Here is a 3,091-nt window from a genome sequence, read left to right on the forward strand (position 1 = left end):
GAAAGGCAACTGCGGAAGCAATGGTGTTTTTCAAATCCAGTGTCCTTTAAAATGCTCGTTTCTCCCGCTAGTTGCACTCAGAATCTGACCAAATTTTGGCTGCTGGCACGCAATAACCATCCCCACTCAGGATCGGAAGAACGCGCTGCTTGATCTGATCGCCGAGCAAAGTGTGTGGGCAATACCGGGCTATCGTCGTGTCTTGAATGAAAGTCTACAAAGCGCATCAAATCTTACGCCGCTCTCTAAGATCTATGCCCGTTTTGCGGGCAAAGCGGACATCGTACTCCTCCAAAGACGGGCGCAAGGACGAAGCCGCTATCGCGGCAATGGCGCCTTTGGCCAGCGTTGAGCGCTGATCCGGCCGTTTTGGGATTTGGCGGACCTGTCTGACGATTGAGGTTTCTCAATTTGACGACAGGAGATTCCAATGAAGGAAAAGAAGACGACCCCGCTGCGTGAGCGGATGATCGAGGACATGCGCATTCGTGGCATGTCGCCGAAGACCCAGCAGGCTCATATCCGGGCGGTCAGGTATTTTGCCGAGTTCATCGGGCGGTCCCCTGACACAGCAACGCCGGACGAGCTGCGCGCGTATCAGCTTCACATGACCGACACCGGGGTCTCGACCGGCGTGTTCAATGCCAGGATCGTGTCTTTGCGGTTCTTCTTCGGCATGACCTGCGGTCGTGAGGAGATGAAGCGATACATGCAGTTCCGGCGCAAGCCGAAGAAGTTGCCCGTTGTTTTGAGTGTCGAAGAAGTGGGCGATCTGCTGGCGGCGGTTCCAGGGCCGGGGCTCAAATATCGTGCGGCTTTAGGCATCAGCTATGGTGCTGGGCTGAGGGCATCCGAGGTCTGCAATCTCAAGGTCTCGGACATCGACAGCGACCGGATGTTGATCCATGTGGATGAAGGTAAGAATGACAAGGACCGCAAGGCCATGTTGTCGCCTGCATTGCTTGATTTGCTCCGCGACTATTGGCGGGAAGCGCGGCCTGAGGGATGGTTGTTTCCGGGCAAACCCAAGATCATGGCTTTGTCACCGCGTCAGCTGAACCGTGCGTTCACGTCGGCCAAACACATGGCCGGTATCAACAAACCCGCTACGCTGCATACCCTGCGCCACAGCTTTGCAACGCACCTGCTCGAGGCCGGAACGGATGTTCGAGTGATCCAGGTGCTTTTGGGACATTCCAAGCTCAGCACGACGGCGCGCTATACGCATGTCGCGACCAAAACCATTCGCGGCACCGTCAGTCCCTATGAGATGTTGGAGAAACTGCAGGATCACACCGTCAGGCGAGGACTGGAGTAGCGGCGCGGGTGGATGCCGCGCCCACGGCTGGAGATCGCAGATATCTTTCGGAACTATGGGCCTGCGTATCGGCAGGCCAATGCCGGGCATGTCAGCTTCGGTCAACTGAAGGTGATGTCGGCGATTGAGGCTTGCCGAACCGAAGCGCTTGGCGGGCATGTGGCGGGATGCGCCAAATGCGGCCACCACCACATCGCCTATAACTCTTGTAAGAACCGGCATTGTCCGAAGTGCCAGGGCCCCGCCGCGCGAGACTGGATGGAGGCGCGTGCTGAAGACCTGCTGCCCGTCGAATACTTCCACGTCGTCTTCACGATGCCCGCCGAGATTGCACGCATCGCCTTTTGGAACCAGAAGGCGGTCTACGGCCTGCTGTTCCGCGCATCAGCGCAAACGGTGATGACCATCGCAGCCGATCCAAAGCGACTGGGGGCGAAGGTCGGCATGACCAGCGTTCTTCACACCTGGGGATCCGCGCTGACGCACCATCCGCACATCCACATGATCGTCCCAGGTGGCGGCTTGTCACCGGACGGCACCAAATGGGTGGCCTGCAAGCCCGGGTTCTTCCTGCATGTTCGGGTGCTGGCACTGCTGTTTAGACGCCTGTTCCTGAAAGGGCTGATGGAGTTGCATCGAGCGGGGGCCCTTGTGTTCTTCGGTGACCGCGCAGGACTGGCGGATGCTGCTGCCTTCACCAATTGGATTGCCCCGTTCCGCAGGTCCGAATGGGTGGTCTACGCCAAACCGCCCTTGGGTGGCCCTGAAGCAGTTCTGGCCTATCTCAGCCGCTATACTCATCGGGTTGCAATCTCGAACCATCGACTGGTCAGTATGGATGCCGAGACCGTAGCTTTCCGCTGGAAGGATTACCGGATCAAATGTGGTGACCGCCAAAAGGTCATGCGCTTGGCTACACCCGAGTTCATCCGCCGCTTCCTGATCCACGTTCTGCCTGACGGGTTCCACCGCATCCGCCACTACGGCCTGCTGGCCAGTTCAGCGCGCAAGACGAACATCAAGAAGATCCGGACGTTGCTTGGTGTTCAACGCACCGACGAAATCACCGAGCCAGAGCAGGAGTCCGAGGTCACCCCGCTCACTTTGCGCGAGCCATGCCCCTGCTGCGGCGGTCCAATGCGCATCATCGAGATCTTCCGGCGTGGTCAGACACCGATGTCGCGTGCGCCACCACGGGAGCAGGCCGCATGATCCGATGCTTGACCACACACTTCGATATGCTCCGTTCGTCTTTGGCTGATCGGTCAAATCCACTTGCGGTCATCACTCAGAATGAATGCTGTGACTCACAGCACATGGGCTCAATCGGCAAAATGCCCGCGACCAAGGTGGCAGAAAATGACCGCAGCTGGCGCATCAAACACCGTCAGCTGCGCGTCTGTGGCAAAGTCAGCCTCATCCGTCTGCGCTCTTTCCCCATAGCATGATCCCAACCACCGCGGCTTCCTCCTTCCGAGGTTTGTCAACGCGGGCCGCCGAAAGCTCCTGACGGCAAAGTTGCACCTCGGCCCGCATCGAAAAACCTTCAGACAAGCGGAAGTTAGCTGCGGGTGCGAGATGGACAAACGCTCCAATGTGTAAGACAGGAGCAACCGGATGCGAATGTACTCAGCGAACTGCTGGCAGAAATCTCTGTGGAAATCTCCGAGATAACACAAACTGAGGCGGAAAATTTGAGGGCCAGTGACAGTGAAATTGAGGGGCACAAAGAGGACTCTTTGAATCCGGAAGTTAAGAAAGAAAAATTTTCTC

3 protein-coding genes and 1 pseudogene are annotated in these 3,091 nt (G+C 57.6%); all 4 read left to right on the forward strand.

Annotated elements, in window-relative coordinates:
- Nucleotides 1–430: 430 nt before the first annotated feature.
- A complete protein-coding gene (locus ACR0KN_RS22345) occupies nt 431–1,318 on the forward strand; it encodes a tyrosine-type recombinase/integrase (RefSeq protein WP_480536669.1) in 888 nt (295 codons plus the stop codon).
- Between the two features lie 12 nt (nt 1,319–1,330).
- Nucleotides 1,331–2,530 (forward strand): IS91 family transposase, encoded by a 1,200-nt coding sequence (locus tag ACR0KN_RS22350; protein ID WP_480536667.1) that lies wholly within the window; start codon nt 1,331–1,333, stop codon nt 2,528–2,530.
- Complete coding sequence (locus tag ACR0KN_RS22355; protein WP_480656683.1) at nt 2,527–2,766, forward strand: hypothetical protein; 240 nt, start codon at nt 2,527–2,529, stop codon at nt 2,764–2,766. Before ACR0KN_RS22350 ends, ACR0KN_RS22355 begins: the two co-directional genes overlap by 4 nt.
- A 123-nt stretch (nt 2,767–2,889) precedes the next feature.
- Nucleotides 2,890–3,091: pseudogene (locus ACR0KN_RS22360) on the forward strand (helix-turn-helix domain-containing protein); the annotation flags it as partial.

The sequence above is a fragment of the Ruegeria sp. AP7 genome, from assembly GCF_056539905.1.

Coding starts and splice junctions, on each gene's coding strand:
- ACR0KN_RS22355 (WP_480656683.1), top strand. CDS start 2,527: ATGATCCGATGCTTGACCACACACTTCGATATGCTCCGTTCGTCTTTG.
- ACR0KN_RS22350 (WP_480536667.1), top strand. CDS start 1,331: ATGCCGCGCCCACGGCTGGAGATCGCAGATATCTTTCGGAACTATGGG.
- ACR0KN_RS22345 (WP_480536669.1), top strand. CDS start 431: ATGAAGGAAAAGAAGACGACCCCGCTGCGTGAGCGGATGATCGAGGAC.